This is a genomic window from Bradyrhizobium canariense (assembly GCF_900105125.1).
Lineage (GTDB): Bacteria > Pseudomonadota > Alphaproteobacteria > Rhizobiales > Xanthobacteraceae > Bradyrhizobium > Bradyrhizobium canariense_A.
Genome location: NZ_LT629750.1, coordinates 90,007 through 113,642, shown reverse-complemented (window position 1 = coordinate 113,642; position 23,636 = coordinate 90,007). Strand labels below are relative to the sequence as shown.

Below are 23,636 nucleotides of genomic sequence, written 5' to 3'. Positions count from 1 at the left end.
TTCCCTAGAAGGCGTCCAGCACTGATGGAAGCGTCTGATATCATGTAAAAGGCCCGGCGCAATCGGCGCGAGCATGCAGGAAATACCCATGACCGAGTATTACGATGCCCTCGAAGTCCGCAAACCGGCCGAACGCGAGGCGGATCTGTTCTTGCGGCTGCCAAATGTGCTGCTCAAGGCAATGGCCGCACCGGCCTATGCCGGGCACTTCAGAGGCATTGACCCGGCCTCGGTCACAACCCGTGCGGCTTTGGCGCGCTTGCCGCTGCTGCGCAAATCCGATCTCCCTGCCCTTCACCGGGCAGTACTACCCTTCGGCGGTTTCGTTGCGGGGACACCCGGATCGTTCGGGCGCCTGTTCACCTCGCCCGGCCCGATCTTCGAGCCCGAGCCTGTCCATGCCGACCCCTGGCGCGGCGCGCGGGCGCTGTTCGCCGCGGGCTTCCGTCCGGGCGACGTGGTGCTGAATACCTTCAGCTATCATCTGACGCCGGGCGGCTTCATCTTCGATACCTCCGCGCGCGCGCTCGGCTGTGCGGTCATTCCGGCAGGTCCCGGCAACACCGAAGCGCAGTTCGAACTGATCGAGGCCTATCGTCCGGTCGGCTACAGCGGCACGCCCGATTTCCTCAAAATCCTGCTCGATACCGCTGACAGTGCCGGACGCGACGCCTCGTCGATCAAGCGCGCGCTGGTGTCGGGCGCGGCGTTTCCGAAGTCGCTGCAGGATGAGATCAAGTCGCGCGGTATCGATGCCTACCAGGCGTTCGGAACCGCCGATCTTGGCCTGATCGCCTTTGAGACGTCTGCCCGCGACGGCATGGTCGTCAACGAGGACCTGATCATGGAAATCGTGCGGCCGGGCACTGGCGATCCCGTTTCCGGCGGCGATGTCGGCGAGATCGTCGTCACCTCGCTTGATCCCGCTCATCCCTGGATTCGCCTCGCGCTCGGCGACCTCACGGCCGCGCTGCCGGGAACGAGTCCGTGCGGACGAAGCAACATGCGCATCAAAGGCTGGATGGGCCGCGCCGACCAGACCACCAAGGTCAAGGGCATGTTCGTCCGGCCCGAACAGATTGCCGAGATCGGAAAACGCCATCCCGAACTCGGACGGCTGCGTCTTGTTGTGACACGTGAAGGCGAAACCGACGTGATGACACTCAAGGCCGAAAGCGGCTCCCCCAGCGAAGCCCTGCGCGGTGAACTCGCCGCAACGCTGCGCACGGTGACGAAGCTTCAAGGCAATGTCGAACTCGTGGCACAGGAAAGCTTGCCGAAAGACGGCAAGGTCATCACGGATGAACGCAAACCCGCTTGATCTTCGTCATCGGTCGTTAGCACGTCCCGGCCTGGAATCCGTGCGCGGCGCCCAAAATTGATATACCCTTCGTTGTAGAGACTTCGCACGCGTGTTACGTGGCGATGAAAACGTCACCAAACTGGTGACCTCTCACTCGACCGTTGCGGGCGGCGTCACCTCGGAAGCGTTGTCTCAGATGAACGATCAAATCAGAGTGCTGGTGACGGGTTCCGACGGTTTCGTCGGGCGGCATCTTGTGCCCTATCTCATCCAGCGGGGTTACAAGGTAATCGCCGCCTCAAGAATCGCTGCCAAGTTTCAAGACGCAAACATGGTGAGTGTCAAACTGCCGGATTTATCCGCACCTTTCAATTGGCAACCATTGCTCCGGCAATGCGATGTCGTGGTTCATCTCGCCGGCATCGCCCACAAGTTTGCGGTCGATGATCTCTATGATCGCGTCAATCATCAAGCGACCGCGACGCTCGCGCGTGCGGCGTCAAGTTGCGGCACGAAACAACTGGTTTTCATTTCGTCCATCGCCGCACAGTCCGGCTCATTTTCCGACCACGAGCTGACCGAGAATGACCCTCCAAGACCGAACAACGCCTATGGCAGGTCGAAGCTCGCGGCCGAAAAGGCCATCCGCACAGCGGGGGTTCCGTTTACGATCCTGCGTCCGGTCGTGATTTATGGCGAAGGCGAAAAAGGTAATTTCGCCACCGTCCACAAGATCTCGCGGCTGCCGATTCCGTTGCCGTTCGGAGCCTTGAAGGCGCGGCGGTCCGTGCTGTCGATCCACAATTTCAATTCAGCGGTCGAAACGGCACTGACCAATCCCGGCGCACGCGGCGAAACATTCATCGTCTCGGATCCAACGCCGGTCACGGTAGCCGATCTCATTGCACGTCACCGCGTTAGCCTCGGCAGAGCATCCTGGCTGCTGCCGGTACCCGAAAAATGGCTTGAACTGTCCCTCAAGGTGGCCGGTCTGGGCTCGACATGGGAGCGGCTCGGCTGCCCGCTCGTTGCCTCCCCTAACAAATATCTCGCGATCGGCTGGAATCCGACCCAGCCATCGTCTGTCCATTCGAACCATTTATAAGCCATAGTGGCGGCCATGGACGTGCTAAACCAAGAGGGCGCGAAACGCTATTTTAGGCCCCAAAATACCGGGCAAATGAGCAACTTGCGCACCCCTGACGGCTGCCGTATCTAACGGCCGGCGACCGGCTCCATCGTTCCCGAGCGCGGCTACCTATCCCTCAATCGAGGTCGAATTGGACCTTTGGACCCGAAAATTGCAGGACCGCACACTCGTTACCATCGCTGAGACCGAAACCATCGAGGAAGCGTTTCGGCGACTCAACATCAATATGCTTGGCATCCTGTTTGCGCAGGATGCTGATGGCCGCGTGGTCGGAGCGGTCACCGATGGCGACATCAGGAGAAAGTTGCTCGACGGAACTTCGATCCGCGATCAGGTGGCGGCGTGCGTGAACCGCAACTTTGTCTCGGCGCTCGCCGGCGCACCTCGCGAACAAATCCTCAAGCTGCTTGATCAGCGCGTTCACGTCGTCCCAATTCTCGATTCGGAACGGCGCCTGGTCGACGTATTCAGCCGCGACCTGTTCAACCTCAGCGAAGAGAGCGAGGTGTTCGCGCGGGCGCGCTCCCCGGTGCGGATCAGTTTCTCCGGCGGCGGCACCGATCTCACGCACTACTTCGTCGACAATGACGGCGGCTCCGTCATCAATGCGACGATCGCCATGTACGCCCATGCGACCTTGCGGCGACGAAGCGACGGCCGCATCCGAATTTACTCGCATGACTTCCGCTGCACGGTGGAAGCCGAAAGCCTTGCGGCGCTCGGCAACGACGGCGAACTGGCTTTGATCAAATCGGTGATCCGCCTGATCAAGCCGGCTTACGGTTTTGATCTCGACGTTTCCGCCGACTTCCCGGTCGGTTCCGGTCTCGGCGGCTCGGCGGTCGTGTCATCGGCCATCATCGGCTGCTTCAACGAATTCCGGTCCGATCAGTGGGACCGCCATGAGATCGCGGAGATGGCGTTTCAGGCGGAACGTCTGATGCTGAACATTCCCGGCGGCTGGCAGGATCAATATGCGACCGTGTTCGGCGGCTTCAACCACATGGAGTTTTCGTCGGAGCACAATACGATTGTCCCGCTCCGGCTCGAGCCGAACATCATTGCCGAACTCGAGGAAAGTCTGGTTCTTTGCTACACCGGCTTCAATCACGACTCCGGCGCCGTGCACCGGGACCAGAAAGCCCAGCACCAGACCAATGACGCCGTCGCCGCAGCAGCGCGGCAAAAGGAAGTGACGCGCGAAATCCGTCACCATCTGCTGCGCGGCCAGTTGCTGGACTGTGGGCGCCTGATCGACGAGGCCTGGCACGCCAAGCGCCGCCTGAGCTCCAAGATCAGCTCGAACGAACTGGACGCGATTTACGACGTCGCGAAAGCGAGTGGCGCGGTCGGCGGTAAATTGCTGGGCGCCGGCGGCGGCGGCTATTTCATCTTCTTTGTGCGGCCGTTCGAGCGATATACCTTGATCAGGGCATTGGAAGACAAAGGCCTGCGCTGCTCTCGCATTTCGTTTGAGGAAAACGGCTTGCGAACCTGGAAGTCGCGAATTCCCGTAGCGCGTGCCAAGAATACCGCCGCGTCTCATTAATGGATCGAGAAGACGAGATGAATTTAATCCACCAGGCAGCTTCGATCCATATTGGCGACCGTCGGATCGGCGACAGCCAGCCTTGCTTTGTCATTGCCGAGGTCGGCAACAACCACAATGGCGATTACGATCGCGCGATCGCGCTGGTCGATGCCGCGGTCGCGGCCGGCGCCGATTGCGCGAAATTCCAGATGCGCAAGCTGGACGAGGTCTATCGCGCCTCCTCTCTCTCCGGAAAAGACGACGACCTCGCCGTCGAATACACCCTCGATCTGCTGCGCCGCTTCGAGCTGACCACGGAGCAGCAGCGCCGCATCGCGGCCTATTGCGCCTCAAAAGGCATTCAATATCTCTGCACGCCCTGGGACGCCTCCAGCGTCGCCACGTTGGAGACGTTCGGGGTCGGGGCTTACAAGGTCGCCTCGGCCGACCTGACAAATCTTCCACTGCTGGCAAAGCTCGCTGCGACCAAAAAGACGCTGATCGTCTCCACCGGCATGAGCACGACCGAAGAGATCCGGACGGCCGCAAAATTTCTCGACGATCGCAGTGTTTCCTATGTGCTGCTGCATTGTCAGAGCACCTATCCGGCCGCGCTCCACAATATTCACCTGCGTTTCATGGAAACGCTGAAGGGTATCCACCCTGCTGTCGGCTATTCCGGCCACGAGCGCGGTATCGCGGTGTCGATCGGCGCGGTGGCGCTGGGCGCGGTCGTGATCGAGCGCCACATCACGCTCGACCGCGAGATGGAAGGCCCCGACCACGCCGCCAGCCTCGAACCGGAAGAATTCAAGGCGCTGGTCACCGGCATCCGCGAGGTCGAAGCGGCGCGCGGCCAGCCGCTGACGGAGCGTGCACTCAGCCAGGGCGAACTGATCAATCGGGAAAACCTGGCAAAAAGCCTCGTGGCCGCGCGCGCCATTGCTGCCGGCACTGTTGTGACCGAGGACGACGTCGCGGTGAAGAGCCCGGGTCAGGGCCTTTCGCCGCTCAAAATGCCGGCCCTGATCGGCAAACGATTGGGCCGCGCGATGGCCGCGGACGATTATTTCTTTCCGAGCGATCTTGCCGAGGAAGCCACGAAGGCGCGGCGTTATCGCTTCGACCGGCCGTGGGGCGTGCCGGTGCGTTATCACGACACCGAACGATTTCTCGAAATTTGCCAGCCCGACATCATCGAATTCCATCTCAGTTATAACGATATGGAGCGCGACCCGGCGTCCTATCTGTCCGGCACCTACGATCTCGGTTTCGTGGTGCATGCGCCCGAGCTTTTCGCCGGCAGCAAGCTGATGGATCTCGCCACCTCAGACGAGAGCCTGCGCCGCTATTCGCTGGAGCAGACCCAGGCCGTGATCGACATCACGCGCGGCCTGAAGAAATTCTTCCCGAAGACGAAACGCCCGCCGATCGTCGCCAATATCGGCGGTTTCACCATGGACGAGCCGCTGGCGCCGGAGCAGAAAGCGGAATGCTACCGCATTTTCGCCGCCAGCCTTGGCGAGCTTGATCTCGATGGCGTCGAACTGATTCCGCAGACCATGGCGCCCTTCCCCTGGCATTTCGGCGGCCAGCGCCATCAGAACATCTTCATCTTTCCGGAAGAATCCGCCGCGTTCTGCGCCAAGCATGATTTGAGGATGTGCGTCGACATTTCGCACACCAAGCTGGCGGCCAATCATTTCGGCTTCGACTTCGCGCAAGGCCTGGCGCAACTCGGCCCGCATACCGCTCATTTGCATTTCGGCGACGCCAAAGGCCTCGACGGCGAAGGCTTGCAGGTCGGCGAAGGCGAGATCGACTTCAACGAGGTCGGCGCCGTGCTGCGCAAGCATGCGCCGGGCGCTTCCTTCATCCCGGAGATCTGGCAGGGCCACAAGAACATGGGTGAAGGCTTCTGGACCGCGCTGGAGCGTCTCGAGGGCCGCGTATGACCAGCGAGACGTCGGGACGAACGCTCGCCGTGATCGCGGCGCGCGGCGGTTCAAAGGGAATTCCACACAAGAACCTGATCGATCTCTGCGGCAAGCCACTGATCGCCTGGACCGTGATGCAAGCCGCCGCCGCCCGCGGCGTCGATGTTGTCGCGGTATCATCCGATAGCGACGCCATCCTGGCGGCCGCGGAAGCCGCCGGCGCGGTCGGGGTGCGCCGTCCCGACGATATCTCCGGGGATCTGGCCTCCTCGGAGGCCGCATGGCTGCACGCGCTGGATCAGATCGATGGACGGCTTGGTCCTTTCAGGCGCATTGTCGCCTTGCAGGCCACCTCGCCGATTCGCGAAGCCAGCGATATCGATAGTGCGCTGGAAGCGTTCGAGCGGGAACAGCTCGACAGCCTGCTCTCGGTCTGCGAAGTCGAGGATTATTTCAACTGGCGCGTCGGCAAGGATGGCCCGGAAGCCATCAATTACGACTACCATGACCGGCGCATGCGCCAGCAGATCGAAAAACGATACCTCGAAAACGGCTCGTTCTACGTGTTCATTCCGAGCCTTCTGCGCGAAAAGAAGAATCGGCTCGGCGGCAAGATTGGTTTTCACTTGATGGAACGCCATAAAATGTTCCAGATCGATCGTCCGGAAGACGTCAAACTGTGTGCCGCCATCATGCGCAGCTACGGCTATGCGTAGTCTCGAAAAATTTTCGCTGGAGGGGCGCCTCGCCATCGTCACCGGCGCATCGCGGGGAATTGGCGCTGCGATCGCGGCCGGCATGGCGGACGCGGGCGCCAAGGTGTTCGGCCTTAGCCGGTCGGGCACGGCGCCTGATGGCGTCGAACCGGTTTCCTGCGACCTGTCCGATGATGATGCGCTGCGCCGGGCAATGGACGCCTTCGCCAAGCACCACGACAGGCTCGACGTTCTCGTCAATGCCGCCGGCATCAGTCTGCCGGCCGCCAGCGCAGCCGATGAGCTCGATCGATTCCGGCAGACGATCGCGACCGATCTGACGGGCGTCTATGCGACCGTTCTCGCCGCCTATCCCCTGCTCAAGAAGGCGGGCAGCGGCTCGATCATCAATGTGACCAGCATCAATTCGGTGCGCGGCTTTCCCGGCAATCCCGGCTATGTCGCCGCCAAGGCGGGTCTTGCCGGGCTGACCCGCGCGCTGGCGACGGATTTCGCCGCCGACGGCATCCGGGTCAATGCATTGGCGCCCGGTTATGTCGCAACCGCAATGACGGCCGCGAGCTTCGCCGATCCCGCGATGCATGAGGATCGGCGGCGGCATACCATGCTCGGCCGCTGGGGCGACCCCCATGACATGGTCGGCGCGGCCATTTTCCTGGCATCGCCTGCTTCCGCCTACATGACCGGTCAGGAGCTGTTCGTCGACGGCGGTTGGACCACCAACGGGCTCGCCGTAAGTACAGGTGACAAGCTGTGAAAACGCCAGTTGAACGCATCGGCTTCATGCAGGGGCGGCTATCGGCCCTGGTGGATGGCAAGATCCAGGCGTTTCCCTGGAACGAATGGCGCGAGGAATTTTCACGCGCAAAGCCGCTTGGCCTGACCCGGATGGAATGGACCATCGACCAGGAGCGGCTGCGCGAAAACCCGCTCATCACCGAAGGTGGGCGCAGCGCGATCATGCGTCTGTCGCGCGGAAACGCAGTCGAAATTCCAAGCCTGACCGGCGACTGCTTCATGCAGGCGCCATTCTGGAAAGCAAATGGTCAGGCGCAGGAGACTCTTTTGGCCGACCTCGACCTGGTGCTCGCTTCATGCGCCGCGATTGGAATCGAGTTCGTCGTGATTCCGCTGGTCGACAATGGCAAGATCGAGACGTCAGAGCAGGCAGAGTCGCTGCTCAGCGCCCTGCTCGACCGGTCCGCCTCATTGATGAAGCAAGGCGTCAAGATCGTCTTTGAGTCCGATCTGCCGCCTGCGGAACTGGCCCAATTCATCGCAAAATTCCCCAGCGATGTTTTCGGCATCAATTACGATATCGGCAACAGCGCAGCCCTTGGATATGATTGCGGCGAGGAAATTGCCGCCTACGCGCCGCGCATTCGCAATGTGCATGTCAAGGATCGCGCGCGCGGGGGAACCACCGTGCCGCTGGGCACCGGCGCCGCCGAACTGGCGAAGGCGATCCGGCTGATCGAGGGAGCCGGATATTCCGGCCAGTACATCCTTCAGACCGCGCGCGCCGCAGACGGTGACCACGCGGGCGCGCTGGCGCGCTATCGCGACATGACCGTGCGGTGGATCGAGGAAGCCGGAAGATGAAGCTGGAGCTTGCGGGGCGTGTTGCTCTCGTCACCGGCGCCAGTCGGGGAATCGGGCTTGCGATCGCACGGATGCTCGCCACGGAAGGCGCGCATGTGGCGCTTGCGGCGCGCGGCCGGGATGACCTCAAGGCAGCCTGCGCCAAAATCGGCGGCAGCACCTCGTTCCACGTCGCCGACGTCACCGATCCGGCCGCGGCGCTGGCGATGGCGCGTGAGGTGGAAAAGCAGTGGGGCCGGATCGACATCCTGATCTGCAATGTCGGCAGCGGCGCGTCGGTGCCGCCCGGACAGGAGACATCAGCGGAATGGCGTCGGGTCATGGACCTCAACCTGTTTGCGACCACGAATACGATCGAGGCGGCCCGACCGATCATGCAGCGCGGCACTGGCGACCGCGCGATCGTCTGCATTTCGTCGATTTGCGGCCTGGCCGCGCTCGGCGCGCCCGTGACCTATTCGGCGGCCAAGGCGGCGCTCAATGCCACGGTGCGCGGTCTCGCCCGCCCGCTGGCGCAGGAAGGCATTCGCATCAATGCGGTGGCGCCCGGGAATATTCTGTTCGACGGCGGCACCTGGGCGCGCAAGCTCGCCGAGGACAAATCCGGCGTCGAGGACATGCTGGCGCGCGAAGTTCCGCTGCGCCGGCTGGGCACGCCGGAAGAGATCGCCGATGTCGCAGGTTTTCTTGCCTCCCCGCGCGCCGCGTTCATCACGGGCACCGTGATCGTGGCCGACGGCGGCCAATTGCGCGCTTGAACAGGAACATTCCATGACAGCCCCCTCCGCTCGTTACGATCTGTCGGGCCGCACCGCGCTGGTGACTGGCGCGGGCGGATTGCTCGGGCGCCAGCATACCGCCGCACTGGTGGACGCCGGCGCGCGCGTGGTCGTCACCGACATCGGACTGGCGCAGTGTGAGGCGGCCATCGCGGCGGTCAGGGAGATCGCGCCTGCGGCCGATCTCGTTCCCGTGGCGATCGACGTCACGTCGCAGGAGTCGGTTCAAGCGGCGGCGGCCGACCTGGCCGGCCGCGGAATTCCGGTCGATATTCTCGTCAACAACGCCGCGATCGATCCCAAGGTCACGTCAACACCGGGTGTCATGCATTCGTCACGCTTTGAAGCGTTTCCGGTTCCGCAATGGCAGATGGAGATCGCGGTCGGCCTTTCAGGGGCAATGCTGTGCTCGCAGGTATTCGGCGGCGCAATGGCGAAGCGCGGCAATGGCGTGATCCTGAACATCGCGTCCGACCTCGGTGTGATCGCCCCGGACCAGCGGCTCTACCGGCAGCCCAACATCACCAGCGATGAAGAGCAGCCGGTCAAACCCGTGACCTACTCGGTCATCAAACACGGCTTGATCGGGCTCACCAAATACCTCGCGACCTATTGGGCGGACCGCGGCGTGCGCGTCAACGCGATATCGCCCGGCGGCGTCTTCAACAACCAGGACCCCGCCTTCGTCGAAAGACTGACGCGCCTGATCCCGATGGGCCGCATGGCAAGGGTTGACGAATATTGCGCCGCGATCCAGTTCCTCTGCTCGGACGCATCGAGCTACATGACCGGGCAGAATATCGTGATCGATGGCGGGCGAAGCGTGTGGTGACTGCCGCCAGGATTTTGCCCCGCCTGTAGCAACTTTTTCGATTATCTCTCGGCTCAGGCCGCTGGATGAAGCTCTCGATCAGACTTTGTAGCACGTATCAAATGAGCTAGTTGATCGCTGCTACCCCGGGGATCAATTGAATGTGGCTCCATACAATTGTACTGACATTTTTTTTCTTTCTGATCTCCCTTGGTTTTGGATTCTTTATATTGGCACTCGCTTCGATCACCCTGATCGAAAACTCTCGCATGACCCGACTCCAGTTCGTCGCGCTTGGCTTCATCATTGGAGCCCCGGGGACAGGTACTTTTTTGCAGTTGCTTTCTCTCATCTCATCGAATCTCAAACTCGATCTCTGCGTGCTGGTATTGATTTCCCTGTTTGGCCTGCTGGCAACAAGGAACGTTTGGCGTCCGCAAAGCGCGGATAGAAACGAAATTGCGCTCTGGATCGCGCTATCGCTTCCGCTGGCACTCATGACCTGGTGGTGGTCATTTGGGGCATTTTCCCGCTTCCCGTTTGGGGACATCGGTGCAGACGTTCACTGGATGAAAATCGCTCAGGAATACGCCGATACCGGATTTATAAATCCTTACGCCAACCAGTCGTATACTGACCTTCGCTCGGCACTCGCCGGCGCTCTGTCCGGAACCCTGGGCCTGGATCTTCTTCAATTCAATTGGGTCTATCGGTACTTTTCGATTCTTTGTTTCATGATCGTTTTCTACGCGGTCGCCGATGGTATATTTCTAGACCCCTATCGAAAATGGTTTGCTTTCTTCTTCGCGGCCGCGACCAACGTGCTCGGCCTGCTGACAAACGGCAGTGCGGCGGTAGCAGGCAGCTTCGTTTTCCTGTGCGTGCTGCTAACGACCGAGGCAAAGACGACACCTCACAGAACATTTTCGGCATCGACCTTGCTGCCGGCCGGCGCAGCATTTTTCAGCATCCTGCTTGCGTTTTTTATCAACAACAACGCGCTGATGCTGGCTTCGCTACCCGCAATATCACTGCTCTTCAACGCGCTGAACCGAACAGGAGGCTTTACCGGGAACATAGCCAGAAACGCGTTCGCGAGTGTCCTCTGGTCTATGGCGCTGATTTTCATTCATCGCGGATCGTATCTGTTTGTTCCGATCGCTGTCGCCGGCTGGCTTTTCCATATCGTCGTATCGGCGATTGCCTCCAGGCCGGCACCGCGCCTGTTAAAATCCTTATGGGTTATCGCTCTTCTGCTTCCGTTTGTTTGCATTTGCATCATGATTTATGTCGTTGCAGCACGCTTCGGCTATCTGCCTTCAATAAACGTCAACCGGCTTTTCTCTCACGTGACGCTATTGCTCCTGGGCAGAGCGATCAGAAATGGAGACGAGATAACCCTCGGCGCAGGGCCTGAGATTGCCGCCATAGAAATTGGTCGCGCAATTGGGCCACTCTTTGCTGTCGGCGTCGGACTCATCTTTGTGTGGTGGTGCAACCGGACCCGTCCCGTACGTTTAATTCAATTGGCAAACACCCCGCGCCAGAGCGAAAACGCCGCACGCCTGCTTTGGTCATGGACCATGGGCTGCGGGCTTTGCTTCGCCGTGCTGTCCGGCTTTCCGTTCCTGTATCGCATCATTTTCGTGATATTGGGTTTTTTCGCGATCGCGACGACCGAGCTTTTCAATCAACTGCTGGTCGATCCCTTGCCTAATTCCCTCAGGCTGCAGCGTCTCGTCACTGGAATTGCCGTAATCGCGGTAGCAGCTCTCGTCGCCGGCCTTTACGCCTTCAGTTGGCCTTCGAACCTACCGTACAGCGGCTATCAGGCGATGATCCGACCGTCGGAGATCGCCGGCGTCGCTCTTGTCCTGCTTTTCGGCGCGCTGACATTCACCCGGTCTCGGCACATGCAAATCGTCGGCCTGGCCGCGGTGATTGGCCTTGGCGTGGCCATCGACCGCGCGGGCGTATCGACGCTTTTCAAGGTTTACAGCTACGGGCGGCTTCCGGATCAGGCGGAAGTCGTTTCTCACTACGACGCGAGTGATTTAAAGGCGGATCGATGGCTGCATGACAACATACGCCGGGCCATCGTCGTCTCCGATCCCTATACGTTGGGCATGGCTGAAGCCATTACAGGCAGCCCCGGAATCTATCTCTTCTCAAATCTGGATACGATGAACGAAGCAACTGCGAGCCAGATCAAGGCGATTATCTCGGAGATCTATGAACCTGCGGCAGATGCGGCAACTGTTGCACGGAGAACCTGCACTTCCGTCTCACCCCTGTTGGCAGGTCTGAATCAGGAAGCACTTGCACAGGTGACAGGATCAGGTCTGACGCAAGGAGTTCTCAAGCCCGTGCGACCTGAGGAACTTGGCCCGGAGCAAGCAAAAAAGGAAAACCTGCCGCCTCCATCGCTTGACGAAATCCTGCGTACAGTAGAAGTCCTGGAAACCACCCAGGGGAAATGGAGTGTCGTGGCGATCATCAACCCTCGAACGATCCAGTGGCTTCACCTGAACAAAGGCGAGCGGCTGTCTTACTTTCCGATCGACGAGCCGCTCAACCCGCAGATTCTGGAAAGCCTGAACCAAGGCCCTTTCCGCGTATTGTTCTCAGACGGCCAAAACGCGGTTATTTCGATTGATTGCAACAAGACCACGATGCATTTGAATAACGGAGCATCCTGATTGCCGCCAAAGCGTGGGTTCAACGGAAACCGACGCAACGTTGACGATCGACAAGCCCGGTAACAACCACGATTAATCCACGCGGCGATCTTGCCTAACTGCCGGGAGCATGCTGCAAGTGGCAAAAGGGCGGTGAGAAAAAAGGCAACTCTGAGCGCTCCTGAAATTTTTTGAGCAATTCGCCATATGAAAAATCTGCCCGTCGTTTCTAAACTCGCGATATTCGGCTTGCTGACAATCTGCGCCGGGGGCGCGATATGGTTCCTTTGCAGGCCCGATCCGCCGGTGTGGCGTCTAAGGACCGTCTTCCACATTGGAACGTCGGTAAATCCCTCGTCGATAATTGAAGGTTCTCCGGATCTTCAGGGCGTTGTCGAACGATATGCCATCGTCGTAGCCTTCATTTCCACTCCCATTTTTCGGGAAACCATTGCAGAGGCCAGCAAGTTCGAACCGGCCAGCGCAGCGCTCTCGAAGCGGCTCGTCTTCGACACGCTTCGGGCCCATGCGCTGAATGACTACGACATCGAGATTGACTTGACTGCAGCATCAGCCGCGGATTGCCGCGCGGCCTATCGAACCATCGCCGATCGAATCGAGCAACGCCATGAAGAACTGTTCGATCAGGACGCCAAGATGCTGCAAACGGCCATTGATGATTTGCGGGAGCGATCGGCGCAGCTTCAGAAATGGGAGGACGCCAAAGTACAGCCCGGATTTCAGCCATCCACCGATGCGGATAGCCCGAAATCGAACCTCTGGGTGACCTGGAACGAAACCCGTGAGCACCTGCGTCAGCTTGAGGCAGCCAAGGCCTATATGACGAAGACAACATTTCCTGCCGAAAACGACGTCTACGTTAATGGGCCTCTGTCGAACAATAGCGTCCGGCTATCCGCTCTCGCAGGCCTTGGCATAATTCTGTTTACGCTCATCCTCGCGCTGGGGCTGGAAATTTACCCCTCAAAGCGGCGGAATACCGACATATGATTTCGACGAGCGAGCGCATCGCCGATTTGTTGTTCGGCCTGTCCTTTTTTGTTTTTCTTTTTTACCTCGTAAACCGCCGCCCGGTCATTTTCGTTGGCTTCTTCTTCATCATCTTTACCCTGGCTTGGCGAATGGCGGCCACGATGTATATCGATCTGGCAGGGCCGGTTTATTCCTCGCAGCTTGTCCGCAGCATAGGCCCGGGAACCGCGACGGTTGTTCACTCCATTGCCTATGTCGTCAGCCTGATTCCGTTTCTCTATTTTTTCAGGCAAAGCGCAATCGATCGGTGGTGCACTGACGCCCAGAGAAGTCGACCTGCCGCTTCCGGCGAAATATCTCTTTCGGATCTAACATTTGTATTGTCACTAATATTTCTGATCTTCCTATTTTTCGACCTTGTGCATCGAGGTACGATCCCTCTCTTCAACCAGATCGAACGCTTTAATTATACGGGTGGTCCGGCGCATCGCTGGATAAACAGATACGGGAATTTTGTTACCTTCTGGTGGGGACTAATGTTCGCCGCGGCGTACATTCGGCGGGGCCGCTTTGATTGGCGCTTTCCGGGGCTTATGTGCGCATTGGCCGCCTATGCATTTCTTACCGGAAACAGGTTTTCTGCGTTCTACAGTCAGTTCAGCTTCTTCATCACCCCCTGGGCAGCGGTCGTCGCGTTGCAGAACCGAACTTCGGATGGCGCCTGGTTCTCCTGGATACGTCGCAGTTTCGCTTCTCGGGCATCCCGCCTGACCGCTGCAGGCGCGCTGGTCGCTTTAGCCGGATTGATATCCTTCGCCATATATAACAACCTTGCAAACGTGAGGGGATATAAGGACAGCGAGATATGGCATCAGGCATTTGAACGCACTCTGATTCAACCAAGTGAGATTGGATGGACATCGTTCGAGCGTGTTTTTGAGGACAAGCAATTAAACCCGTCGCTTACCTTTCATTTCCTGTTTGAAGACCCTGTTGATCCGGCGCGCAATACGTCGATCCAATATCTGATGTTCGAAAGCATTGGCGAACCTCGGACCACGGACCAGATCCTGCGTGGATTCCAGTTTGCAGGCGGCTTCCCTGAGATCTTTTTCGAACTCTTTGGCCTCTATTTCGCATGGCCATTTTTGCTTGGAGCGGGATGCATCGCTGCAGCCTTAACGGCCTATGTCGTTCGAGGAACACTGCGCGGCGACTATGTGTCCGCTTTTCTTTCGCTGTACATTCTGTTCGGCTTCTACGTCATGTACATCGGAGGCATGCTCAATTTCGTCTTGGTTGAAACATATTGGATAAAGATCGCGACTCTCGCCCTGGCGCTTTCGATTGAACGAAGGCTTGCCCGCGCCGGATTGTCGTTACTCCCCTGGGTCTTGTTTCGAGTTCGCACGCCTCGCTGGATCGGGAATTCGTAATCGCCTTCACACAAACGAGAAATTGAAGTGTGGCCACGAAGCGACAGACAAATTTGACGGGCCACCCGGTTCCAACCCGAAACAGCAGCGAACCCTGCCGAACGCTCATGTGCACCCTCCGGCACCGACTGATCGCGCGCGCTATGCCACTGAAAGGATTGATGTACCGGGGGTCTCAGCTTGCGGGCCAACTTAAATGCCGTTAAGAAGCAGCCGAGAGTGCGGGACCACGGCGGGGCAACCAAATCGTGAAAGCGGGTGTGACATTGGACAAAGCGGGCAACGCCGCAGCGGCTCCCTCGCTCTTGCGAAGGGTCAAGGATTTCGTTGGCCGATTTCTGGTGCCGATGTCCCCGGTGCTTCCTTCACTCAGGAATTATCTCCTACTGACGCCGGTCGTCTTCGCCTTCCGTTTCCATTCGCGACGGCTGTACTGGCGCTTGACGGGGCACAAGCTCAAGCAACTCGTCAAAGGAGACGGCGTTGACAGCAACTTCGTCGCTGAGCAGGTGTTGCCGTACAATCTCGGTAACATCAACATCATCAATCGAGGACGAACCGAGCGGATTATTGCGATCCTGCGCTCCATCCGCGGGATAAAGCTTCATACGCTTGACACCCTCGTGGTTGGCCCGCGCAATGAAGCGGAATTATTGCTGCTGTCGTCGTACGGATTTGATGCCGCCAAGCTCACGGCGATCGATCTGTTTTCGTACTCTCCTGCCGTGCAATTGATGGACATGCATGAGCTGAAGTTCTCCGACAGTTGCTTTGACGTCGTCTACAGCGCTTTCGTGATCACCTACAGCGACGATATTCCGAAAGCCATCGAGGAAACCATCCGTGTTGCGAAGGACGGGGCGTTGATCGTTTTTGTGTTCGAACATCTTGCGCCTGGCGCAGGAAACCGGTTCGGGAAAAACAATCTGAGCGAGGGGCCGCGTAGTTTGCTGGAAGTATTCAACGCTAATGTTGGTCACGTGTACTGGAACGAAGATTTCGAGAACGAGGGCAGATACACGTCTTCGGTCGTCTTCCGCCTGTCCAAGCGCAACACTGCGACCCAATAATTTACACTCCGGGAGAGTCGGAAATGCAATCGCTTCGCAAATTGGCTTCGAGAGCGCGGATGCAGACACGCGTGGCGCTATTCGGCAACAATCACTCCCTCAAGGTCAATATGCGATACGCCTCATACGAGAGTATGGCGCGACGCAACTGGAAGGCGCGCTCAAAGCCCACGCCCGAACAGCTCGCCGCCGCGAGCAGGTTCAAGGCGAACGGATTCGAGGTGCTGCCTCCTCCGGCTCAGATGACACCCGAGCGACTACGCGCCATCAAGGAGATGGTCGACAAGCGCTTCGAGGAACAGAGCAACGGGTTTGTCGTCAATTACGGCATGCATCGCTTGATTGACGGACTTGAACTCGTCCCTGAAGTCATCGATTTCATCGATGCCGACATGGAAGCCGTCGTCGAAAATTACTACGGCTGTCATTTCAAGATTTTTGCGGTCACTTTCTACCGGACTTTGCCGACACCGGATAAGCCGGACTCCAGTTTCCTCTGGCACCTCGACAACTGCCCAAAGCAGGAAATCAAACTGATGGTTTATCTGGATGACGTCGTGGCTGAAACCGGCGCGCTGAGCGTGAAAGACAAACCCTTTAGCGTCCGACTTCGTAAAGAAGGCTTCTTCGATCGCCGGCGCATCAATCAGTTTGTTGAGCGTCTGGACGACAAAGGAACCACGCGGATTCTCGAAGGACCGACCGGGACGCGTCTTCTGTTTGAAAACAGCGGCTGCATCCACAAGGCAACATCCCCGAAGGTTGGTCATCGAGATGTGGTCACATTCGTGCTCATCCCTTCGGACATGCCGTGGCGCCCTCACTTCGCCCGTAACCGCAATCTGCTTAGCACCAACGCGGGGATCTGCGTCGATCCGTTCTCGGATCGGCCCGAGCACGTCGGTTATGAATATTGAGCGTTTGGCCGCATTAGATTGGGACGCCTGTACGCCGCTGTCTCAGGCATTTTTGTCTCAGGCGCTTTCTTGGCCTCGCCAGGACGCCCGATGCTGAGACAGGCAGTCATCCTGGTTGGTGGCCTTGGCACGCGGCTCGGGGAGCGGACAAAGACGACGCCGAAGCCGATGCTGCATGTCGGCGGCCGGCCGTTTCTCGATACGCTGATCGATGAGATCGCACGCTACGACGTGTTCGACGAAATCCTGCTGCTGGCCGGCCACAAGGCCGAGAGCATTCAGGCGCGTTATGCCGGTGCCGTCAGGGGACGTGCGCGCCTGCTCGTCTCGCTGGAGCAGGCGCCGCTTGGAACCGGAGGCGCGCTGGTTCACGCCGCAAGCCTGTTGCAGGAGCGCTTTCTGCTTCTCAACGGCGATTCATTCTTCGACTTCAACATCCTCGATCTGGTGTCTCGGGCAAGTGCCAGCCTCGTCCACATGGCGTTGCGTGCCGACGTCGTGGGTGACCGGTATGGCCGCGTTGTGCTCGACAATGACCGGGTTCGCGCCTTCATCGCGCCCGGTCAGGGCGCGACCGGCCCGGTCAACGCCGGTGTCTATGTGATCGATCGGTCGATCATTGCCGGCATCAACCACCTGCCCGTTTCGCTTGAGCAGGATATTTTCCCGACACTCGTCGCCAACCGCGCCATGACCGGGACGTCGTATCGCGGGTATTTCATCGACATTGGAATCCCGAAGGACTTCGCGCGCGCAGATGTCGAACTGAATGAACGATTGAGACGTCCAGCCGTGTTCTTCGACCGCGACGGCGTCCTCAATCACGATTCAGGTTACATCTTCGAGGCAAGCAAGCTGCGGTGGATCGACGGCGCCCGCGAAGCGGTAAAGGCGGTCAACGATGCCGGATATTTTGCCTTCGTCGTGACCAATCAATCCGGCGTCGCCAGGGGTTTCTACCAAGAGAGCCATGTCCAGGCGCTGCACCGCTGGATGGCCGATGAAATGGCGGTCATCGGCGCGCATATCGACGCATTCGAATATTGCCCCGATCACCCCGAAGGAACCGTCGAGCGCTATCGTCGCGTCAGCGATCGGCGCAAGCCCGCGCCCGGAATGATCACGGACCTGCTCGGCCGATTTGCCGTCGACACCGATGGCAGCATCCTGATTGGTGACAAGGCGCACGACCTTGAAGCAGCCCGTGCCGCCGGCCTGCAGGGGCACCTCTTTGCAGGTGGCAACCTCGAGGCCTTTGTGAAGCAGCATTTGCCGCTCAGGCCAGCTTACGCGCCGAAATAGACCGAGAGGCCGGCCGCTTGAGGCCGTCGCCATCGGTCGGTCGCAGTGGCATAAGCACCTCCGATCGTGCCGGTTTTTAAGCATTTGGCCATGGTTCGGTTGCGCGGAGCGACTGGTATGCTATAGCGCCATCGCATTGCGAAGACTGCAATAATCGCTTTTTGGGGTCCGGTATGGAAGATCTGAAGGACGCCCGCGTTCTCGTCACCGGCAGCGACGGGTTTATCGGATCGCATGTCGTCGAAGAGTTGGTTCGGGCGGGCGCGAACGTCAAAGCCGTCGTCTATTATAATTCCTTCAACTCGTGGGGTTGGCTCGACACCGTTTCCGCTGATGTCATGAAGTCGGTGGAAGTCATAGCCGGCGACATTCGCGATCCGCATTTCATGATCGCGGCCGCGGCGGGATGTACCGACGTCATGCATCTGGCGGCGCTGATCGCGATTCCTTTTTCGTACATAGCGCCCGACTCTTACGTCGAAACCAACGTCCGGGGTACGGTGAACGTTCTGCAGGCTGCCCGTCACGTTGGCGTGCGCCGCTTCGTTCAAACATCGACCAGCGAAGTCTACGGCACCGCACAGACCGTGCCGATCAAGGAGAGCCATCCGCTGGTCGGGCAGTCGCCCTACTCGGCCTCGAAGATCGCCTCCGACCAGATGGCGCTGTCATTTCACGCCTCCTTCGATATGCCGGTCGTCGTCATCAGGCCGTTCAATACTTACGGGCCGCGGCAATCAGCGCGCGCCGTCATCCCCACGATCATCAGCCAGCTCGCTGCGGGCAAGCGCAGGATCCGCCTTGGCGCCGTCAGCCCAACCCGCGACTTCTCGTTTGTGACCGATACCGCGCGCGGCCTGATTTCAGGGTTGACCGCGCCGGCGGAACAGACCGTCGGCCAAACCATCAACCTGGGAAGCGGCTTCGAGATATCGGTCGGCGCGACCGCCAAGATGATCGCCGAGGTGATGGGGACCGAGCTCGAGATCGAAACCGACGAGGCGCGGTTACGGCCCGCCAACAGTGAAGTGGAGCGGCTTTGGGCCGACAACTCCAAGGCCCGCCAGCAACTGGGCTGGTCGCCCGAGTTTGGCGGGATAGACGGCATGCGCCGCGGACTCCAAAACACAGCGCAATGGTTTATGGACCCGGCAAATCTCGCGCGCTACAAAGCTGATGTCTACAACGTGTGAGGAGAAGGTGAGCATTCCGGCAACGAACCCCGATCGCTTTGACGTCCGAACGATCGTTGCCGCGGTCCAGCACGCCGTGGGAACACCCAATGGCACTCTCGGACTGCACGAGCCGGTGTTTGCCGGGAACGAGCTCGCCTATCTCGAGGAATGCATCAAGAGCACCTTCGTGTCGTCGGTCGGCAAGTTCGTCGACCGCTTCGAGCACATGCTGGAAGAATTCACCGGCGCCAAACGCGCAATCGCGGTCGTCAACGGCACCGCAGCGTTGCATGCCTGTTTCAGGCTGGCCGGCGTCGAACCGGGCGACGAGGTGATTTCGCCGGCGCTGACGTTCATCGCGACCACCAACGCGATCGCCTATTGCGGAGCGACACCGCATTTTGTCGACAGCTCAATCAAGACGCTCGGAATGGATTCGCGGGCGCTCGGCACCCGCCTCGATGCGGTCGCGCAGCGCAGTCCAGGCGGCACGATCAACCGCGAGACCGGCCGCCGGATCGCCGCCATCGTGCCGATGCATACGTTCGGCCATCCCGTCGATATGGACGGAATTGCAGTGATCGCGCGGCATTGGGACATTCCGCTGGTTGAAGACGCCGCGGAATCGCTGGGATCGACCTACAACGGACATGCGGTCGGCTCGCAGGCTCGCCTCGCCGCGCTGAGCTTCAACGGCAACAAGATCGTGACGACCGGAGGCGGCGGCGCGATTCTCACCAACGACGAGGAACTCGGCCGCCGCGCCAAGCATCTCACGACCACGGCGAAGGTGCCGCACAAATGGGCCTTCGTGCATGATGAAATCGGCTTCAACTACCGGCTGCCCAACCTGAATGCGGCGCTTGGATGCGCCCAGCTCGAACAGCTCGACGGTTTCCTCAACAAGAAACGGTTGCTGGCGGCGACCTATGATCGGGTTTTCGAAGACGTTCCAGGCGTTCGCTTCGCGCGCGAGCCGGAGGGAACCAGCAGCAATTATTGGCTGAATGCGATCCTGCTCGATGAAGCCCACGCCTCCTTGCGCGATGAGGTGCTCACCGCACTCAACGCCGCAGGTTTCGGCGCGCGCCCGGCCTGGACACTGATGCACCGGCTTCCGATGTTTGCCACCTCTCCGCGCGGCGATCTCCGCGTCGCCGAATCGATCGAACGGCGGCTCATCAACTTGCCCAGCAGCGCCAGCATACAGGCCCGCGATGACTGACACGTCCCGCAAAATCTGCTTTGTGACCGGCAGCCGCGCCGATTTCGGCCTGCTGGTCTGGCCGATGCGGGCAATCCGGCAAGCACCCGGGCTGACGCTGCAACTGATCGCCACCGGGATGCATCTGTCGCCCGAATTCGGCTACACCGTCACCAATGTCCGGGACGAAGGTTTTGACGTCGACGAGTCAGTCGAAACGCTGCTCAGCAGCGACTCCGGCGTCGGCGTTGCCAAATCGGTCGGGCTCGGCGTGATCGGGTTTGCCGATGCGTTTGCGCGGCTGAAACCGGACCTCGTCGTGGTGCTCGGCGACCGCTACGAAACCCTGGCGGCGGCCCAGGCGGCGATGTTCATGCGATTGCCGATGGCGCATCTGTTCGGCGGCGACGTCACCGAAGGCGTGGTCGATGAATCGACCCGTCACGCCATCAGCAAGATGTCGCATCTGCATTTCACCAGCAACAAGGACTCGACGCGGCGGCTGATGCAGCTCGGCGAACATCCTTCGCGCATCCACACCATCGGCTCCCCCGGCATCGATGCCATTAAACGCTTGAAGCCGATGGATCGCGAAACCATCGGGCGCGAAGTCGGGATGGCGATCGGCCCGCGCAACGCGCTCGTCACCTTCCATCCGCTGACGATCGAGGCCGGCCGCTCCGTCAACGCGCTGGATGAGTTGTTTGCAGCGCTCTCGACACTCGATCCGGAGTTCCGTCTGTTCTTCACGCTCTCCAACGCCGACGCCGAGGGCCGCGCCCTGAACGGCCGGATCGAAGCATTTGTGGCGAGCCGACCGAACACCATTGCGGTGGCGTCACTTGGACAACTTCGCTACATCAGTTTGATGAACCAGGTCGATGTGGTGATCGGCAATTCCTCAAGTGGGGTGCTTGAAGCGCCATCGCTCAATGTCCCAACCGTCGATATCGGCGATCGGCAGAAGGGGCGCGAGCACGCCAGTTCCGTGTTCAACACGACTCCCGAGCGGAACGCGATCGTAGCGGCCATCTCGAAAGCATTGATCCATGGCCGGCAGCCCACCGTCAGCCCCTATGGTGACGGCGAGTCCAGCCAACGTTTTGCGGACGTGATCGCAGCCCTCCCGGATTTCCGGGCACTGCTCAAAAAGGGCTTTTACGACATCCCGCCCGGCGGAGCAGCGCCATGACAGGGCATCGCACCCTCATCATCGCCGAGGCCGGCGTCAATCATTCGGGCAGCCTGGAAACGGCGCTCGCGCTGGTCGACGCGGCGGCGGACGCCGGCGCCGACATCGTGAAGTTCCAGACCTTCAACGCCAATTCGCTGGCGGGGCGTTCAGCCGTCAAGGCGGACTATCAGCAGCGCACCACCGACGCGTCGGAAAGCCAGCGCGCCATGCTGCAACGGCTCGAATTGCCGCAATCGGCCCATCATGCGCTGATCGCGCATGCCAGGCAGCGCGGCATCGAATTTCTGTCGACGCCGTTCGATCATCAGTCGCTCGAGTTCCTGTTGTCGCTGCATCTGCCGCGCATCAAGATCGGCTCTGGCGATCTGACCAATGCCCCGCTGTTGCACCTGGTCGCCCAGGCCGGCGCGACGCTGATCCTGTCGACCGGCATGGCCACATTGGGAGAGGTCGAAGAGGCGTTGGGCGTGCTGGCCCACGGCTATTCGGGCAGCAACGAGGCCCCCAGCATTGCGGCGTTCCGCGCGTCATGGCGCGACCCGGTGGCCCGCCGGCGCCTCGCGCAGCATGTCAGCCTGCTGCATTGCACGACAGAGTACCCCTGCCCGCCCGGCGACGTGAATCTGGCGGCAATGGCCGCGATGCGGAGCGCATTCCAGCTTCCGGTCGGCTACTCCGACCACACCGACGGCATCGAGATATCGCTGGCCGCGGTCGCGCTCGGCGCCGGCATTATCGAGAAACACCTCACGCTCGACCGCAAGGCCGAGGGCCCCGACCATGCGGCGTCGCTGGAGCCTGCCGATTTCAAGCGCATGGTGTCGGCCATTCGCAATATCGAAGCCGCGCTCGGCGACGGCGTGAAGACGCCCAGGAATTCAGAGGTCAGGAATATTCCCGTTGCGCGAAAAAGCGTCGTCGCGGCGCGACCGCTCAAGGCCGGAGAAGTGCTCGGTCCCGCTGACATCACGACCAAGCGGCCTGGCTCAGGCCGTTCGCCGATCGAATACTGGTCGTTGATTGGAACGGCTACCACGCGGCCCTACGAGGCCGACGATCCGCTCTGAATCGGAGCGGCTGCTGCTTTGGCCGGGAATCCGCTCAACTCCGATGCGTCAGGATATGAGGCCGTGACGATGGCGCCCATCGCCACAAATGAATCCTTGCCGATCGAAACGTGATCCCGCACCCGGCTGCCCAGGCCGATGAAGCAGCTCTCGCCGATGGTCGATCCGCCGCCGACGATGCTTCCCGGGCAAACATGCGTATAGCTATCGATCCGGACATCATGTTCGACGATCGCGCCGGAATTGATGATGCAGTGATCTCCGATACTGGACCTCGCATTCACAATGGCCCCGGGCAACACCACCGTCCCGACGCCGAGTTTCGCGAAAGACGAAACGCTCGCGCGCGGATGGACCAGCGATGCCCATTTGGTAATTCCCAGCCGACCCACCAATGTCTTTCGCGCGCTGCCCGCCCGCATGGCGCCAACACCCAGGATGAAATGCGCGTCGGGATATTTATTGATGACGGCATCCGTGCCGAGATAATCCGCCTCACCAAGCATGCCCTGTTGCCTGTCCACGAAACCCAGGAGGCGAAATTGGTCGGATTGCAGCGCCGCTTCATAGACCATGAACGCGTGCTCACCACCACCTATAATGATCAGATCGTCCATCCGCGCTCCCTGCTAAAGCTCAGTTTAACCGCCAATCAGATGGCGTTCAAACCGATCGGGCCGAGGGCCCCGGAGGTTGTCAAAAACCGTTTATCCCAAGCCAAAACCGGCGTTAACGAAGTTGGCGGGGGGCGGTCCCCCATTGGGGATTGA

Annotated in this window: 20 protein-coding genes; 19 read left to right on the top strand and 1 reads right to left on the bottom strand. The window is 60.0% G+C overall.

The features are described 5' to 3' along the window. Nucleotides 1–88 precede the first annotated feature (88 nt). The 19 genes from BLV09_RS00485 (at nucleotide 89) to neuB (ending at nucleotide 22,866) form a co-directional block, all read left to right on the top strand. Complete coding sequence (locus BLV09_RS00485) at nucleotides 89–1,321, top strand: phenylacetate--CoA ligase family protein (protein ID WP_146685928.1); 1,233 nt, start codon at nucleotides 89–91, stop codon at nucleotides 1,319–1,321. A gap of 91 nt (nucleotides 1,322–1,412) precedes the next feature. Beyond that, nucleotides 1,413–2,408, top strand: coding sequence for an NAD-dependent epimerase/dehydratase family protein (locus tag BLV09_RS00480; protein WP_146685927.1), 996 nt, complete (start codon nucleotides 1,413–1,415; stop codon nucleotides 2,406–2,408). Between the two features lie 196 nt (nucleotides 2,409–2,604). After that, nucleotides 2,605–4,002 (top strand): CBS domain-containing protein, encoded by a 1,398-nt coding sequence (locus BLV09_RS00475; protein WP_146690934.1) that lies wholly within the window; start codon nucleotides 2,605–2,607, stop codon nucleotides 4,000–4,002. A 17-nt stretch (nucleotides 4,003–4,019) separates the two neighbouring features. Continuing rightward, nucleotides 4,020–5,939: an N-acetylneuraminate synthase family protein gene (locus tag BLV09_RS00470; RefSeq protein ID WP_146685926.1), complete on the top strand. Its 1,920-nt coding sequence runs from the start codon at nucleotides 4,020–4,022 to the stop codon at nucleotides 5,937–5,939. Next, complete coding sequence (locus BLV09_RS00465) at nucleotides 5,936–6,637, top strand: acylneuraminate cytidylyltransferase family protein (RefSeq protein WP_146685925.1); 702 nt, start codon at nucleotides 5,936–5,938, stop codon at nucleotides 6,635–6,637. Before BLV09_RS00470 ends, BLV09_RS00465 begins: the two co-directional genes overlap by 4 nt. Further along, complete coding sequence (locus BLV09_RS00460; protein WP_167558578.1) at nucleotides 6,630–7,394, top strand: SDR family oxidoreductase; 765 nt, start codon at nucleotides 6,630–6,632, stop codon at nucleotides 7,392–7,394. The genes BLV09_RS00465 and BLV09_RS00460 overlap by 8 nt, the downstream gene beginning before the upstream one ends. After that, entirely contained in the window at nucleotides 7,391–8,239 is an 849-nt protein-coding gene (locus BLV09_RS00455; RefSeq protein WP_146685923.1) for a sugar phosphate isomerase/epimerase family protein, read from the top strand. Before BLV09_RS00460 ends, BLV09_RS00455 begins: the two co-directional genes overlap by 4 nt. Next, nucleotides 8,236–8,997 (top strand): SDR family NAD(P)-dependent oxidoreductase, encoded by a 762-nt coding sequence (locus BLV09_RS00450; RefSeq protein WP_146685922.1) that lies wholly within the window; start codon nucleotides 8,236–8,238, stop codon nucleotides 8,995–8,997. Before BLV09_RS00455 ends, BLV09_RS00450 begins: the two co-directional genes overlap by 4 nt. Before the next feature lie 13 nt (nucleotides 8,998–9,010). Beyond that, nucleotides 9,011–9,850: an SDR family oxidoreductase gene (locus BLV09_RS00445; RefSeq protein WP_146685921.1), complete on the top strand. Its 840-nt coding sequence runs from the start codon at nucleotides 9,011–9,013 to the stop codon at nucleotides 9,848–9,850. A 140-nt stretch (nucleotides 9,851–9,990) separates the two neighbouring features. Then, nucleotides 9,991–12,528 (top strand): hypothetical protein, encoded by a 2,538-nt coding sequence (locus BLV09_RS00440; protein WP_146685920.1) that lies wholly within the window; start codon nucleotides 9,991–9,993, stop codon nucleotides 12,526–12,528. A gap of 186 nt (nucleotides 12,529–12,714) precedes the next feature. After that, on the top strand, nucleotides 12,715–13,518 hold the full coding sequence (locus tag BLV09_RS00435; RefSeq protein WP_146685919.1) for a hypothetical protein: 804 nt from the start codon (nucleotides 12,715–12,717) through the stop codon (nucleotides 13,516–13,518). Beyond that, entirely contained in the window at nucleotides 13,515–14,936 is a 1,422-nt protein-coding gene (locus tag BLV09_RS00430; RefSeq protein WP_100382891.1) for a DUF6418 domain-containing protein, read from the top strand. Before BLV09_RS00435 ends, BLV09_RS00430 begins: the two co-directional genes overlap by 4 nt. 248 nt (nucleotides 14,937–15,184) lie before the next feature. Next, nucleotides 15,185–16,006, top strand: coding sequence for a class I SAM-dependent methyltransferase (locus BLV09_RS00425; RefSeq protein WP_146685918.1), 822 nt, complete (start codon nucleotides 15,185–15,187; stop codon nucleotides 16,004–16,006). A 23-nt stretch (nucleotides 16,007–16,029) separates the two neighbouring features. Further along, the gene (locus BLV09_RS00420; RefSeq protein WP_146685917.1) at nucleotides 16,030–16,923 is read left to right on the top strand and encodes a hypothetical protein; all 894 of its coding nucleotides are present in this window, start codon (nucleotides 16,030–16,032) and stop codon (nucleotides 16,921–16,923) included. Nucleotides 16,924–17,013: 90 nt separating this feature from the next. After that, the gene (locus BLV09_RS00415; protein WP_100387013.1) at nucleotides 17,014–18,225 is read left to right on the top strand and encodes an HAD-IIIA family hydrolase; all 1,212 of its coding nucleotides are present in this window, start codon (nucleotides 17,014–17,016) and stop codon (nucleotides 18,223–18,225) included. A 173-nt stretch (nucleotides 18,226–18,398) separates the two neighbouring features. Continuing rightward, the gene (locus tag BLV09_RS00410; RefSeq protein WP_146685916.1) at nucleotides 18,399–19,418 is read left to right on the top strand and encodes an NAD-dependent 4,6-dehydratase LegB; all 1,020 of its coding nucleotides are present in this window, start codon (nucleotides 18,399–18,401) and stop codon (nucleotides 19,416–19,418) included. Continuing rightward, nucleotides 19,402–20,625, top strand: a complete 1,224-nt coding sequence (locus BLV09_RS00405; protein ID WP_146685915.1) for a LegC family aminotransferase — start codon at nucleotides 19,402–19,404, stop codon at nucleotides 20,623–20,625. Before BLV09_RS00410 ends, BLV09_RS00405 begins: the two co-directional genes overlap by 17 nt. Further along, nucleotides 20,618–21,796, top strand: coding sequence for a UDP-N-acetylglucosamine 2-epimerase (neuC, locus tag BLV09_RS00400; protein ID WP_146685914.1), 1,179 nt, complete (start codon nucleotides 20,618–20,620; stop codon nucleotides 21,794–21,796). Before BLV09_RS00405 ends, neuC begins: the two co-directional genes overlap by 8 nt. Beyond that, nucleotides 21,793–22,866, top strand: a complete 1,074-nt coding sequence (gene neuB / locus BLV09_RS00395) for an N-acetylneuraminate synthase (protein ID WP_146685913.1) — start codon at nucleotides 21,793–21,795, stop codon at nucleotides 22,864–22,866. The genes neuC and neuB overlap by 4 nt, the downstream gene beginning before the upstream one ends. On the opposite strand, the gene BLV09_RS00390 is transcribed toward neuB, so the two are convergent. After that, nucleotides 22,842–23,483, bottom strand: a complete 642-nt coding sequence (locus BLV09_RS00390) for an acetyltransferase (protein WP_146685912.1) — start codon at nucleotides 23,481–23,483, stop codon at nucleotides 22,842–22,844. The genes neuB and BLV09_RS00390 overlap by 25 nt on opposite strands. Nucleotides 23,484–23,636: the final 153 nt, after the last annotated feature.